Origin of the sequence: Roseburia porci (assembly GCF_009695765.1) — a bacterium.
Taxonomy (GTDB): domain Bacteria; phylum Bacillota; class Clostridia; order Lachnospirales; family Lachnospiraceae; genus Roseburia; species Roseburia porci.
On the sequence record NZ_VUNI01000013.1, the window covers coordinates 72759 to 86988 of the forward strand.

General features: G+C 42.8%; 16 protein-coding genes. All 16 read left to right on the forward strand.

Translation table 11 applies throughout. From position 1 onward, the window contains the following. The first annotated feature begins 21 nt into the window (after positions 1-21). The 16 genes from FYJ75_RS08705 to FYJ75_RS08780 all read left to right on the forward strand — a co-directional run bounded on the left by FYJ75_RS08705 (position 22) and on the right by FYJ75_RS08780 (position 13991). Positions 22-687, forward strand: coding sequence for a GTP pyrophosphokinase (locus FYJ75_RS08705; protein WP_154430068.1), 666 nt, complete (start codon positions 22-24; stop codon positions 685-687). 25 nt (positions 688-712) lie between these two features. Beyond that, positions 713-2659, forward strand: a complete 1947-nt coding sequence (locus tag FYJ75_RS08710; protein ID WP_195838979.1) for an EAL domain-containing protein — start codon at positions 713-715, stop codon at positions 2657-2659. Beyond that, on the forward strand, positions 2656-4590 hold the full coding sequence (locus FYJ75_RS08715; RefSeq protein ID WP_154430070.1) for an ABC-F family ATP-binding cassette domain-containing protein: 1935 nt from the start codon (positions 2656-2658) through the stop codon (positions 4588-4590). The genes FYJ75_RS08710 and FYJ75_RS08715 overlap by 4 nt, the downstream gene beginning before the upstream one ends. 27 nt (positions 4591-4617) lie before the next feature. Beyond that, positions 4618-5391 (forward strand): threonine/serine exporter family protein, encoded by a 774-nt coding sequence (locus FYJ75_RS08720; protein WP_154430071.1) that lies wholly within the window; start codon positions 4618-4620, stop codon positions 5389-5391. Then, entirely contained in the window at positions 5391-5828 is a 438-nt protein-coding gene (locus FYJ75_RS08725; protein ID WP_154430072.1) for a threonine/serine exporter family protein, read from the forward strand. Before FYJ75_RS08720 ends, FYJ75_RS08725 begins: the two co-directional genes overlap by 1 nt. Before the next feature lie 64 nt (positions 5829-5892). Then, on the forward strand, positions 5893-6090 hold the full coding sequence (locus FYJ75_RS08730) for a hypothetical protein (protein WP_154430073.1): 198 nt from the start codon (positions 5893-5895) through the stop codon (positions 6088-6090). A 3-nt stretch (positions 6091-6093) separates the two neighbouring features. Then, the gene (locus FYJ75_RS08735) at positions 6094-6744 is read left to right on the forward strand and encodes a stage V sporulation protein AA (protein ID WP_154430074.1); all 651 of its coding nucleotides are present in this window, start codon (positions 6094-6096) and stop codon (positions 6742-6744) included. Continuing rightward, a complete protein-coding gene (locus FYJ75_RS08740; RefSeq protein WP_154430075.1) occupies positions 6734-7255 on the forward strand; it encodes a stage V sporulation protein AB in 522 nt (173 codons plus the stop codon). The genes FYJ75_RS08735 and FYJ75_RS08740 overlap by 11 nt, the downstream gene beginning before the upstream one ends. A gap of 133 nt (positions 7256-7388) precedes the next feature. After that, a complete protein-coding gene (locus FYJ75_RS08745) occupies positions 7389-7724 on the forward strand; it encodes a DUF3837 domain-containing protein (protein ID WP_154430076.1) in 336 nt (111 codons plus the stop codon). A gap of 35 nt (positions 7725-7759) precedes the next feature. Then, on the forward strand, positions 7760-8545 hold the full coding sequence (gene yqeC, locus FYJ75_RS08750; protein ID WP_328596898.1) for a selenium cofactor biosynthesis protein YqeC: 786 nt from the start codon (positions 7760-7762) through the stop codon (positions 8543-8545). Between the two features lie 6 nt (positions 8546-8551). After that, positions 8552-9598: a selenide, water dikinase SelD gene (selD, locus tag FYJ75_RS08755; RefSeq protein WP_154430078.1), complete on the forward strand. Its 1047-nt coding sequence runs from the start codon at positions 8552-8554 to the stop codon at positions 9596-9598. 36 nt (positions 9599-9634) lie between these two features. Continuing rightward, positions 9635-10288: a sulfurtransferase-like selenium metabolism protein YedF gene (gene yedF / locus FYJ75_RS08760; RefSeq protein ID WP_154430079.1), complete on the forward strand. Its 654-nt coding sequence runs from the start codon at positions 9635-9637 to the stop codon at positions 10286-10288. Continuing rightward, a complete protein-coding gene (locus FYJ75_RS08765; RefSeq protein WP_154430080.1) occupies positions 10288-10524 on the forward strand; it encodes a DUF3343 domain-containing protein in 237 nt (78 codons plus the stop codon). The genes yedF and FYJ75_RS08765 overlap by 1 nt, the downstream gene beginning before the upstream one ends. A 20-nt stretch (positions 10525-10544) precedes the next feature. Next, positions 10545-11405, forward strand: a complete 861-nt coding sequence (yqeB, locus tag FYJ75_RS08770; RefSeq protein ID WP_154430081.1) for a selenium-dependent molybdenum cofactor biosynthesis protein YqeB — start codon at positions 10545-10547, stop codon at positions 11403-11405. Further along, positions 11406-12548, forward strand: coding sequence for an aminotransferase class V-fold PLP-dependent enzyme (locus tag FYJ75_RS08775; RefSeq protein ID WP_154430082.1), 1143 nt, complete (start codon positions 11406-11408; stop codon positions 12546-12548). Positions 12549-12641: 93 nt separating this feature from the next. After that, the gene (locus FYJ75_RS08780; RefSeq protein ID WP_154430083.1) at positions 12642-13991 is read left to right on the forward strand and encodes an MATE family efflux transporter; all 1350 of its coding nucleotides are present in this window, start codon (positions 12642-12644) and stop codon (positions 13989-13991) included. The last annotated feature ends 239 nt before the right edge of the window (positions 13992-14230 follow it).

A 14230-nucleotide genomic window follows, 5' to 3' on the forward strand; every position in this document is an offset into this window, starting at 1 on the left:
TATGAGGTTTGGAGGTAGTTTATGGATACACCAATGAAATTACATGAGGATGTTGACAGCTGGAGTACGGTGATATTCCTATATAATTCAGCACTGAAAGAAGTGGGAACCAAACTTGAGATCTTAAATGATGAATTCCAGCATGTACACCAGTACAATCCCATTGAATATATCAAACGTCGGATTAAGACACCGGAGAGCATTGTAAAAAAGCTGAAACGCAATGGCTATGAGGTCTCTATCGACAATATGGTGAATCATGTGAATGATATTGCCGGCATCCGCATTGTATGTTCATTTACATCGGATATATACCGTCTGGCTGAGATGATCGGAAAGCAGAATGATCTGACCGTTGTATCGATTAAGGATTATATCAAACACCCCAAAGAAAGCGGGTATAAGAGTTTTCATATGCTGGTCACAGTTCCGATCTTTCTGTCTGACCGTGTCGTGGATACGAAAGTTGAGATCCAGATACGGACCATGGCAATGGATTTCTGGGCGAGTCTGGAACATAAGATCTATTACAAATTTGAAGGAAATGCGCCAGAGTATATCAGCAGCGACCTCAAGGACTGCTCTGAGATTGTATCGATGCTGGATGCCAAGATGCTGCAGCTGAACGAGGCAATTCTTGAAGCAAAGGCGCAGGAGAAAGAGAACAGTACTACGGAAACAAAATAGAAAATAAAGATTGGCGGTCATGCGTATGCATTATATGTATAGTTTTGAGATATCTGCGTTATTAGTAATGTTAATTGTTTCGGTACATTTTGTGTTGACAAGAAGATTTCCGGTTGCAAGGAATTATGTATTCTTTGCACTGCTTAGTGTTGCGCTTGTTAACAATATTTCGAATATCGCGTCCTGCGTCTGCCTTGCACACGCAGATACAGTGCCTCTTTTCGTAAATCAGATACTGGCATATGTCTTCTTTCTTTCTGAGGAACTGACATCGATATTGTTTGTATATTATGTTTATGTGGCATGTGATGTCCCGGCAGGAAAACGTCTGATTATAAAAAGAGTGGAAGACGTGCTGGTCATCGTGTTTTCATTTTTGCTGATATCCAATCCCTGGCTGCATGGATTTTTCTATTTTGAAAACGGCATGTATTATCAGGGCTGGGGAGCTTCATTTGGATATTTTTACATTATTTTAAGCATTTTCTTAACATTATGTATGATCGCAATGTCCGGAAAACATGTTGTGCAGGGAACGCGGCTGGTTGTTGGAACATATGGAATGGTTGCCTGTGCGGTAATATTATTGCAATTTTTCTCAAGAGAGATCTTATTGACCGGGATTGCGAATGCAACATTAATTCTGATCATGTATCTGACAATCCAGAATCCGAATGAACTTCTGGACAGAAGAACTGGTGTTGCCAATGAGAAAGCACTGAATGTCTGTTTTCAGAACAGCTATTCCATTGGAAGAGAGATGGTATTATACAATATCGATCTGCGTCAGTATAATCAGATTAACGCATCTTATGGGTATGAGACAGGAAGCCGGCTTCTTTTTGAGGTAGGACGTTTTTTCCTGGAAACCTGTGGGGCATTTCATGTGTTCCATCTTGGAGGAGATTCCTTTGTGGTTGCAGTTTATGGAGAACAGGATCCGGAGGATATTCTGAATCAGATCTTCAGCAGATTTGAGAATCCGTGGGAGATCGATGAACTTGAAATTATGCTTCGTGTCAGAGTCGTGCGTATTGATTATCCACTGCATGTGAAGAATATGCTGGAGTATCTGGAACTGAACAGTTTTATGAAGACCATCATACGTGAGACGGGACTTCAGCCATTTTTAAAGGCAGATAAAGAGATTATTCTCCGTTATCAGAGAAAGCATGCTGTGGAGCAGGCACTGTTAATGGCATTAGAAAATGAATCACTTGAGGTTTATTATCAGCCGGTGGTGGATATGCAGACAGAACGTGTGATATCCATGGAAGCGCTGGTGCGTCTAAGAGATGAAAAGCTTGGATTTATCCCGCCCGATGAATTTGTTTCCATTGCGGAGAAGAATGGAAGTGTTGTGATGCTGGATGAACAGGTTTTTGAGAAAGTGTGCAGATTCCTGAGAGAGCAGATTTTAAACAACCATGGTCTGGGGATTAAGGATGTTCATGTGAATATTTCGGTAATCTTTTTTATGCAGAACGATATGTCAAAAAAGATACTGGATATCATGGAACGTTATGGAATTCCGGCAGAGTATATCACGCTGGAAGTTACAGAACGTGCAGCAGCAACAGCACCAGAAATGATGGAAAAACATATGGAAACGCTGGCAGCAGAGGGAATCTCTTTTGCACTGGATGATTATGGAACCGGCAATTCTAACTGTTCATATCTGATCAATTATCCATTTGACAAGGTGAAATTTGACAAAACAATGGTATGGTCATATTTTACTTCAAAAACAGGAAAGATCATTCTGGATAATGAGGTGAATACGATACATGAACTCCATATTCCAATCATTGCAGAGGGCGTGGAGACAAAGGAACAGATGGAACGGTTAAAGCGCCTGAAGGTAGAATATATCCAGGGATATTATTATGCAAAGCCGATGCCGCAGAAGGAATTTTTGGAGTTTGTACGTGAAAAGAATCAGTTGCATGAGAGGAACGAAGAAACAGAATGAACATTATAAATGTTGAAAATATTACAAAGTCATTTACGGAAAGGAAGCTTTTTTCGGAAGCTTCCTTTTATGTGCAGGAGCGGGAAAAAATTGGAATCGTAGGAATTAACGGAACCGGTAAATCAACGCTGCTTAAGATAATCGCAGGAGAAGAGGAAGCAGAGAGTGGAACGGTTACCATGGCAAATCATATTGTGGTCAACTATCTGCCACAGAATCCGCAGTTTGATCCACAGAAAACAGTTCTTGAGAGTGTAATGGACTGGATTGGTGGGCAGAATATGGACGAGGCACATCACTGGACGATGGAAAGTGAAGCCAAATCACTTATGAATAAGCTTGGACTCGTGGATGTTTCTCAGAAGACCGGTGAGCTTTCCGGAGGGCAGAGAAAGCGCCTGGCACTTGTCGCTGTGGTATTAAGACCCTGTGATGTTCTGATCCTGGACGAACCGACCAACCACCTGGATTATGATATGGTGGAGTGGCTGGAAGATTTTCTGCGCAAATGGCGGGGAGCACTTCTGATGGTTACCCATGACCGGTATTTTCTGGATAGTGTCTGCAACCGTATTGTCGAGATTGACAAAGGCTCTATCTATAGTTATGATACCAATTATTCCGGTTTCCTTGAGCGGAAAGCAGCGCGGGAGGACAGTCTCCGGGCAACGGAACGTAAGCGGCAGTCTGTTCTCAGAAAAGAGATCGAATGGATGCAGCGTGGAGCAAGGGCACGTTCCACCAAACAGAAGGCGCATATCCAGAGATATGAGAATTTAAGAGATCAGAAAGCACCGGATATTGCAGAGAAACTGGAACTTGGTTCTGTCTCTACCAGACTCGGAAGAACTACAGTTGAGATCGACCGTATTTCGAAAGCATATGATGAGCATATCCTGATCCGGGATTTCAGCTATATTTTCCTGAAAAATGACAGGATTGGATTTGTCGGAAAAAATGGATGTGGAAAAACAACTCTGATGAAGATGATCGCTGGTTTTATCCAACCGGATTCCGGAGAGATCGTAATCGGACAGACGGTTAAGATCGGATATTATTCCCAGGAGATCCATCTTACAACAGAAAAGAATATAGAGACTGCAGTCAACCGATCCAAAGAGAATGTGGATTCTCTGGAGACTGCTTTTATGGATCCTTCCCAGAGAGTGATCGATTATATCAAGGATACCGCTGAGTATGTGCGGACAGAGGATGGGCTTGTGTCAGCATCAGCAATGCTGGAACGATTCCTTTTTCCAGCGGATCAGCAGTACAGTCCGATCGGAAAGCTATCCGGAGGTGAGAGAAGAAGATTAAACCTTCTTCGTGTGCTTATGGAGGCTCCGAATGTTCTGATTCTCGATGAGCCAACGAATGATCTCGATACGGAGACGCTAGCAATCTTAGAGGATTATCTGGACAATTATGAGGGAATTGTGATCACGGTTTCCCATGACCGTTATTTCCTGGATCGTGTAGTACGGAGAATTTTCGCATTTGAAGGAAACGGAACAATTAGACAGTATGAGGGCGGCTATACAGATTATATGGCAAAACGTCCGGAGACGTCTGAGACATCTGTGTCTGGAACAGTTACACAGGCTTTGAAAAATGAAAACATAGATTCGCAGACAACTAATGGTGGAGAACAAAAAGATAAGGCAACGGATTCCAGAGCTACCTGGGGACATGCCAAAAAACTGAAGTTCACCTACAATGAGCAGCGGGAATACGAGACAATAGAGGCTGATATTGAGAAGCTTGAGAATAAAATAGAAGAGCTGGATCAGTCGATGGCGAAGTTTGCCAGTGATTTTGTAAAATTAAATGAGATCAGCAAAGAAAAAGAAGACTGTGAAGCACAGCTGGAATATAAGATGGAACGTTGGGAATATTTAGAGGATCTCGCACAGCGTATTGCTGAACAGTAAAGTTAGTAAAAGAAAGAGGTTATTTCTATGGCGTATACCAAAGAAATTCTGACTCTTGCGGTAGAAATCGGAGATGAGATGCTGCGGAATGGCGCAGAAATCTATCGTGTGGAAGACACGGTCATCCATATTCTGAAGGCCTACGAGATTGAAGAGTTCGATGTGTATGTGTTATCGAATGGCATTTTTGCCAGTGCAAATGAGAATAAAGAGGATGCATGCAGTATGATCCGGCATATTCCGCTTGGAGCCGTGAATCTGGATAAAATCTCGGCTTTAAATCAGCTGACCAGAGACATCTGTGAGCAGCAGTGTGCATTGACGGATGCATGGACAAGGCTCGATGAATGCAGAAGCCTTCCACAGCCTGCAAAGTGGCTGAGAGTACTCTGTTGTGGAATTGGAAGCGGCGGATTTGCGTACTTATTTGGCGGTGGAGTGGTGGATCTGTTTTTTGCATTTCTGATCGGAATGCTGCTTCAGCTTCTGATGTTTGCACAATCTCAGCAGAAAATGGCGAGATTTGCCAAATCCCTGTTTTATAGTATGTTTGTGACAGCACTCAGTCTGATTCCATTGATGGCAGGAGTTCCTGTCATGCAGGATAAGATTGTTATCGGTGCAATTATGCCGCTTGTTCCGGGAATTGCATTTACGACATCCATTCGTGATTTTTATAATGGAGACTATTTGTCGGGAACGATTCATCTGATCGATGCACTTATGACAGCACTGTGCATTGCTGCTGGTGTTGGTATTGTGATTTTGATTTATCAGGCGCTGAAAGGAGGTATTTTGTAATGATCGTGATACAGTTCGTGATTTCCATGATCGCAACGATGGCATTTGCAATCCTCTTTTGTGCACCGAGAAATGAATGGCTGCTCTGTGGGCTTTCCGGAGCAATTGGATGGATTGTTTATTATGTAATGTTTCATCATAATCTGGGACTGGTGTTGTCCACAACGGTCGCAACTTTCATGCTGACAATTTTTTCACGCACTCTCGCAGTTATACGAAAACAGCCGGCTACGGTATATCTGTTGTCAGGAATTTTCCCGCTTGTTCCGGGAGCGGGAATCTATTATACGGCATATTATCTGATCACCGGAGAATCCGCACTTTGTTATAGTAAGGGCATGGAGACCTGTGAGATCGCAGTCTCTATTGTGTTTGGAATTCTGTTTGCGTTTGCGATTCCGCAGTCATGGCTGAACAAATTGTATGGTAAATTTTAAAAACACATAATCATACACAGATTGCGCATACTTTCCTTAAAAAGATTTTTAAGAGGTGAAGCGCATGAGATACAGAGGTAAAAACGAATTAAAATTTGATTGTGGCAGAAAGAAAGGAATGCATGGATACCGTGCATTCCTTTGTGTTCTTTTAGTAGTGATTGTTGCAGGAGCTGTCTGGTATTTTGTGGCATGTCAGGATAACAGTGAGATTCCGGCAGATGGTACACTGGTGCACAGCATGCATACGGCGGAGGTATAGAGGATGAGCAACGATGAGATCATATACCTGAAGGCGGACATGAGCACCCTTACATTTGACCGCAATGTGAAGATAGGGGATGTGGTGACGATGGAATGCACCAATGAACCGATGCTCAGACAGATCAAACAGAAAAAGCTTTTTACATTCCCGTCCAAGCCGGATCAGATGGAAATGAAAAATCAGGTAGAAGTATTTTCGATTTTAAAAGTGATTGAACTGATTCATGAGGATTATCCAAACGCGCAGGTGGAGAGTATCGGTGAACAGGATTTTGTTGTGCAGTATGTGGTGCAGCAGAACCGGGCAAAATGGTTTGAAAACCTGAAACTGATCCTTGTGTGTATCGTAATATTCTTTGGGGCGGCGTTTACGATCATGGCATTTAATAACGATGTGTCCGTTGTCGAGGTGTTTGAAAAATTCTATAAGCAGGTTATGGGAAACGAGAAACCGCAGGTCAGTGAGCTGGAAATTTTCTACTGTATTGGACTGGCTACGGGTATTCTTGTATTTTTTAACCATTTTGGAAGAAAAAAGATTACCAGTGATCCAACTCCGATTCAGGTTGAAATGAGAAAATACGAACAGGATATGAATACGACATTTATAGAAAATGCCAGCAGGAAAGGACATACGGAAGATGTTAATTAAGCATTTAACTTTAGCACTTCTTGCCTTCGTATCCGGAGTGGGAGTTGCTGCAGGAACTTTTGCGTTTATTCTGGTCATTGGAGTTGTACCGCGAATCTTGCGAAGATCCAATCTTGCAAGACGGGTATTGCTTGTCGAAAACATGATTGCAGCAGGTGGCATCATTGGAAATGCAGTGTCCGTGCTTGAACCTTTACGGCTGCTTGGACTAAACGGAGACGAGGAACTTTCGGTCAGCAATATTCTGTCAAGTAGCGATATCTGGCAGCCAATTGCGCTGTGGGTATTGATTGCGACGGCACTTGGGCATATCCTGATTGCGGTATATGGAATCTGCGCTGGAATCTTTGTCGGCTGTATTTCAGTGGCATTGGCAGAAATTCTGAATACATTTCCTATTTTATTTAAAAGACTTCATATAAAACGTGGTCTGCAATGGGTCATGTTAATGATGGCATCTGGCAAATTCGCAGGCGCATTGTTTTACTTTGTGACCGGGTATCGTATGTGAATCGGGGAAGGGCAGCCTGTTCTGGACAAGTGAATGGAATTATAATAAAATACAGTTGACAATAGAAAAAGGTTGCCTGGAAAGGCAGCCTTTTTCTGGAATATCAATGTTTTAGACAGAAAAGAGGAATGTTATGGTACCGTCCATTGCACGTCAGAGTGTCATATTGAAATGTCTTAGGAAAAAGTCCATTCTTTTAGGTAATTATGAGTTTTACTATGCAGCAGGTCTTATGAAAAAATTATATCATCTGGAGATTTCCGAAGAAATGGAGCCGGAGAGTTTGTTAAACAAAATTCTTGAGAATCTGGATAGTGTTGTTCCGGGAAATGAAAACGAGGAATACCTGATCGGGATCATGAAAAATTATCGTCTGCAGAAAGAATATGATGACGATACGAAAACTCTTTTCCGTTGGGGAGAGACAGAAGAAGCAATTTGGCAGATCACAACTTCGCAGAAAGTATAACATTTATGCAAGGAACAGGAATGAGAGAGTTTTATGTGGCAGATACATCAGGGCAATTGAAACAAAGTAATCTGAAATCAATTTTCCCATTTTTGCAGGAAAATGGACATATCGTGTCTCTGGTTGGTGCAGGCGGGAAAACGACAATGCTGTATCTTATGGCCCAAAAGGCAGCTTCTTTTGGCAAGAGAGTCCTTGTAACAACAACTACACACATTATGATTCCGTCAGATGATGTTATGGCATGGGACGCCAGACAGGTACATGAATTATGGAGAATCGGAACTTATGCGGTGATTGGGGCGAAAGCAGAGCAGGAGAAGAAACTTTGCAGGCCGGAGCAGGCATTTTTGAAACAGATGATCTCAGAGGCTGATCTTGTATTGGTCGAAGCAGACGGAGCAAAGCATTTTCCGTGTAAAGTGCCGGCCTCGCATGAGCCGGTGATTCTGCCGGAATGTGACATTGTTGTTGGTGTGGCAGGACTTACTGCCCTTGGAAAACCGATCGGGCAAAAATGTTTCCGTGAAGCGGATGTCCTTGCTTTCTTGAATCGTTATCATTCGAGGCAGGAGGATGCATCTGGAACGAAAACAGCTCAGATCCGTGCATCTGACTGCCTTACAGCAGATGAGCTGGCGGCAATCCTGGCCTCCTGCGATGGTACTGCGAAAAATACCAGAAATCGCGAGTATTATGTCTGCCTGAATCAGTGTGATAATGGGACAATCCAAAAAGAAGCGGTCAGTATTGCAAAGCAGCTTCAGAAGAATGGAATCGTCCGAATTTGTATGACTGGAAAGATATCGGAAAAGGAGTAGAATGACATGGAAGAAAAGATTACGTTTTGCCAGAGCGGAGGGTGTACGGCAAAGCTTGGTGCAGGAATTTTAAATCATGTTCTGGAGAAGCTTCCCAAAGGAGAGAAGGATGCTAATCTTCTGGTTGGATACGATAGCAGGGATGATGCTGCTATTTATCAGGTGAGTGATGACACTGCAATCGTACAGACACTGGATTTTTTTCCGCCGGTGGTAGAAGATCCATATACATTTGGAAAAATAGCTGCAACGAATGCTCTCAGCGATATTTACGCGATGGGTGGAGAAGTTAAAACAGCATTAAATATTGTGTGCTTCCCAGAAAAGATGGATCTGAATATTCTGGGAGAAATTATGCGTGGTGGCTCGGAAAAAGTGATCGAAGCGGGTGGAACGCTTGCTGGCGGTCATTCGATTCAGGATGCAACAGTAAAATACGGGCTTTCTGTAATGGGAACAGTACATCCGAAGAAGATCTGGTCGAATAACTCGGGAAGACCGGGAGACCGTCTGATCCTGACAAAAAAGCTTGGAGTAGGGATTATCTGTACTGCAAACAGAGTAAATGAAGCATCTGAAGAGGCGATGCATGCAGCAATTACATCTATGACAACTTTGAACAAAAAAGCTTCTGAAATCTGCAGAAAATATGAGATACATGCATGTACGGATGTGACGGGATTCGGATTCCTGGGACATTTGCATGAAATGATGGATGGAAGACTCAGGTGTAAGATCTATGCAGACCAGGTTCCTGTTTTTCCGGAGGCTTTGTCGTATGCGGATGAGTTTCTGCTGACAGCTGCAGGACAGAGGAATCGTAATCATGTGGAACAGTATGTGGATTTTACTGACATATCCTTTGTAATGGAAGAGGTTTTGTTTGATCCGCAGACTTCCGGCGGCTTACTGGTGGCAGTAAAGCCGGAACAGGCACAGGCGCTGGTTCATGAACTGCAGGAGGCAGGGCTTCCGGCGGCTGTCGTTGGCGAGATATCCGAGACAGATGATCCACAGACTTTACAGAATAAAGAGATTACAATCACAAAATAAGATTATAATTACAATAAAGAAGAAAAGAGGAAAATTATGATTACAGTAAACGCAATGGGCGATGCATGCCCGATCCCGGTTGTGAAGACGAAAAACGCGATTAAGGAATTAAGAGGAGCCGGAGAGGTTCAGACATTGGTTGACAATGAGATTGCAGTTCAAAATCTGACGAAAATGGCGAAGCAGAAGGGCTATGGCGTGAAATCACAGAAGCTTGAAGAAAACAAATACGAAGTAACCTTATCAATCAGTGAATCTTCTGAAAATGTATCTTCTGAGCAGAAAATGACAGATCAGGACAATCAGGTTGTGAATCATAATGATGTTTCAGAATGTTATCCGGATGCGAGAAAGAAGAACACAGTAGTCGTTCTTTCTTCTTCCACAATGGGCGAGGGAGATTCGGAACTTGGTGCAATTCTTATGAAAGGTTTTATTTATGCATTAAGCCAGCAGGACGAACTTCCAACAACGATCCTTATGTATAATGGAGGGGCTAAAATTGCGTGTGAGAACTCTCCGTCTCTGGAGGATCTGCGTTCCCTGGAAGCACAGGGGGTAGAAATCTTTACCTGCGGAACCTGCCTGAATCATTACGGTCTGACAGAACAGCTGAAAGTCGGGGAAGTGACAAACATGTATGTGATTGCTGAGAAAATGACGCAGGCTGACCTGGTCGTAAAACCATAATGAGGAAAAAAAAGAATGCGCTGATCATTTCTTTTTCAACCACAACGGCGGCGATGCATATGGAAAAATGTGCAGCCCTGCATCGGCTTCCGGGAAGACTGATTCCACTGCCAAGAGAGATTAGCGCGGGATGCGGACTGGCATGGAAAGCAGAACCGGAGGCTCGTAAAATGCTGCTTCAGATGATGCAGGATGAAAAAATCGAATATGAAGCAGAGCAGATTGTGTTATGTTAACAGGATAGAAATGGAGAAAAATGAAAGATCATTATACGATTATTGTGCGAGGCGGCGGTGACCTTGCAACAGGAAGCATCTATTATCTCTGGAAAAGCGGTTTTCGGGTGCTGGTACTGGAAGCAGAACATCCGGCGGCAATTCGAAGACAGGTATCACTCAGCGAAGCAGTTTATCAGAAAGAGACAATCGTGGAGCAGATGAAAGCGGTGCGTGTGGAATCGCTGGAGCAGATTCAGGAGGTCTGGTCAGCCGGGAATGTTCCGGTTCTGGTTGATCCAAATGGAGAATCCATTCAAAAACTACAGCCGGATGTATTGATCGATGCAATTATCGCCAAGAAAAATCTTGGAACAAACCGTGCAATGGCACCGCTTACCATAGCACTTGGCCCGGGATTTTTTGCAGGACAGGACGTTGATTATGTGATTGAAACAAAGCGGGGACATAATCTTGGCCGGATCATTACAGATGGAACTGCGGTTCCCAATACGGGAATTCCGGGAAATATCGGTGGATATGCAAAAGAGCGTGTGATCCATGCCAGAGCAGATGGAATATTGCACAATGTGGCTCATATTGGCGATGTGGTAGAACAAGGACAGGAAATCGCATATATCACATCAGATGAGAATGACAAAGACAATGTTTCTGCCGAAAAGCCGGCTGAACGTTATATGGTACAGGCTACGATTCCGGGAATTGTGAGAGGACTGATCCGTGATGGTTATCCGGTAACCAGAGGATTTAAGATCGCGGATATTGATCCAAGACAGGAAGAACTTAAGAACTGTTTTACGATTTCGGATAAAGCCAGATGTATTGCAGGTTCGGTATTACAACTTGTATGTCAGGATTTTTTCAGGCATTTGGAGGAATAAATGATTTATTTTGATAATGCGGCGACTTCTTTACATAAGCCGGAAACAGTAATAAAAGCGGTCACGGAAGCAATGACAAGTCTTGGAAATGCATCAAGAGGAGCACACAGTGCAGCACTTGGAAGCAATCGCATGGTATACGAAACAAGGGAACTGCTTGCAGAATTATTCCATATTGATGATCCATCCAGAATTGCTTTTACAATGAATGCTACGGAGAGTCTGAACATTGCAATTGCAGGAATTTTCAGACCGGAAGATCATGTGATTACGACGGTTCTGGAACATAACTCTGTGCTTCGACCGTTATATCGAATGGAAGAATCAGGAACAGAAGTTTCATTTTTACAGGCAGATAAAAAGGGGAATATTTCGTATGAAGAACTGGAGAATGCAATACGTCCCAATACGCGTGCTGTGATTTGTACGCATGCTTCCAATCTGACCGGAAATGTGCTGGATCTTGAAAAAATCGGTGAAATATGTGAGAAACATCGTCTGCTTTTTCTGGTGGATGCGTCGCAGACGGCTGGAATCATTCCAATCGATGTGCGGAAAATGAAGATATCTGTGTTGTGTTTTACCGGACATAAAGGGCTTCTTGGACCACAGGGGACAGGTGGTATCTATGTTGCTCCTGAAATAAACATTCGTCCACTGATTGTAGGGGGGAGTGGTGTACAGTCTTATCTGAAAACGCAGCCGGATGAGATGCCGGCAAGGCTGGAAGCAGGTACTTTGAATGCGCATGGAATCGCGGGACTGCATGCAGCTCTTTCTTATATAATAGAAAAAGGTGTGGAACAGATATATCAGGAAGAACATGAGAAAACGGATTATTTTTACCGGATGATCAGAAATATTCCGGACATACACATTTATGGCGATCCTGAGGCAGAACTTCATGCACCGATCATTGCGTTAAATATTGGTGATTATGATTCCGCACAGGTAGCAGATGAATTGATGGAAGCGTATGGAATCGCAATACGTGCGGGAGCACATTGCGCCCCTTTGATGCATCAGGCGCTTGGAACACAAAAACAGGGGGCGGTACGTTTCAGTTTTTCCCAGTTCAATACCAGGGAAGAACTGGATGCAGGAATACAGGCGTTACGTGAGCTTGCTGACGAGAATCCTTAGTGTGGATATTGGAAAATAGATGGTTTCGTAATTATGTTATATGGAAAAAGAGGAAGGAGCAGCAGGTAAATTCCTGCTGTTGTTTACATAGAAATGTATCAGGATCTGACGAAAGGGCATATAGGAAAATCTCTTTTATTATTTGCATTGCCAATGATGGCTGGCAATCTTCTACAACAATTTTATAATATTGCGGATACATTGATCGTGGGAAGAGTGATTGGAAGCAATGCGCTTGCTGCGGTAGGATCGGCATACACACTCATGACGTTTCTGACTTCGATTTTTCTTGGACTGAGCATGGGAGCAGGTGCATACTTTTCAATTCTGAAAGGAAAACGTGAAACGCAAAAACTTCATTGTGCAATCTGGCATGCATTTATGCTGAATATGATTGTTACACTTGTAATAAATCTGCTTGTTTATATAGGACTTGTTCCGATTCTGCATTTTCTTAGAATCCCATCAGAAGTCTGGGATGGCATGAAAACATACCTGCTGATTGTACTGGCAGGTATGATTGCAACGTCTTTCTATAATTTTTTTGCATGTATGTTGAGAGCACTTGGCAATTCCAGGACACCACTGATTTTTCTGACGGTTTCTACATGCCTTAATATTGTGCTGGACGTGTTGTTTGTGGCAGTTTGGCATTTTGGTATTGCAGGAGCAGCCTGGGCAACCGTGGTATCACAGTATGTTTCAGGAATTGGAATTACATGCTATGTGGTAATTGCATGCAGAGATGTTCTGCCTGCGCGGCAGGAAAGAACATATGACCGTAATATTTTAAATGAAATTGTGAATCTTTCAGCACTGACCTGTCTTCAGCAGTCGGTTATGAATTTCGGAATTCTGCTTGTGCAGGGGCTTGTGAACAGTTTTGGAGCCGTTGTTATGGCTGCGTTTGCAGCCGCTGTGAAAATTGATACATTTGCATATCTTCCAGTTGAAGATTTTGGCAATGCATTTTCTACGTTTGTTGCCCAGAATTATGGAGCAGGTCAAAAGGAACGGATTCAAAAAGGATGCAGGAAAGCATTTGCAATGAGTGCGATATTCAGCTGTACAATTTCGTTTCTGGTATGTTTGTTTGCACCGGAACTTATGAAGATATTTATTGATCCTATGGAAAAAGAAGTGATTGCCGCAGGAGTATGTTATTTGCGGATTGAGGGTGCTTTCTATTGTGGAATTGGTTGTCTGTTCTTACTATATGGATACTTCCGTGCAATAAAAAGAGCTGACATTTCGCTGCTTTTAACGATTGTTTCTCTTGGACTGCGTGTGGCATTGGCATATTTGTTTGCTCCCCTGTTTGGGGAAAAAGGCATCTGGATCGCAATTCCGATAGGATGGTGTGTGGCTGATTTTACAGGACTTTTGTGTATTCGCTATAATCAGAAAAAAGAAAAAATTGCAAAAAATGAAAAAAGTTGTTGACACATGGTATTCAGGGTGATATTATGTAGAGGTTGTCGCTGAGGACAACAAAGAACATTGATAACTGAACAGTGAAAAACCTTGAAAGATTCAATGAGAATTATTCAGGCAAATCAAAAAGATTTGACGAACAGCATCGAAAGATGCACCTTTAAAACAGTAACGATTCGAAAGAATCGTCGGATGGAAATTAGCCAAGCTAATTCCTGAAGGATGAAACAATGAAGTTCTTCAAACAA